Raw genomic sequence first — 397 nt, 5'->3', positions numbered from 1 at the left:
CCAGTGTCAAATACGATAACTATCAATACAGGAGCAGTACCAACCGCACCAGTAATAGCATCTAATAAGACGGAAGTTTGTGGAACAGAAAAAGCAACATTGACAGCAACAGGTTGTACAGGTGGAACAATCACTTGGTCAGGTGGTGGAGTAGGCACTTCGAAAGAAGTCGGAGCTGGAACTTACACTGCTACATGTACAACAAGTTGTGGAACATCAGGTAATTCTAATTCAGTTACTATAACTGGAGGTACAGCACCAACGGCACCAGTAATTACTTCGAATAAAACAGAAGTTTGTGGTACAAATAAAGCTACTTTGACTGCCACAGGATGTACAGGAGGTACAATCACTTGGTCTGGTGGTGGAGTAGGCACTTCGAAAGAAGTCGGAGCTG

The 397-nt window shown here is 43.6% G+C and carries 1 pseudogene; it reads left to right on the top strand.

The window, feature by feature from the left end:
• A pseudogene (locus EGI22_RS15260) lies at positions 1 to 397 on the top strand (hypothetical protein); the annotation flags it as partial.

It is taken from the genome of Lacihabitans sp. LS3-19 (genome assembly GCF_024343575.1).
Lineage (GTDB): Bacteria > Bacteroidota > Bacteroidia > Cytophagales > Spirosomataceae > Leadbetterella.
Note: the sequence above shows the minus strand (reverse complement) of the source record. Positions and strands in the feature narration are given on the sequence as shown.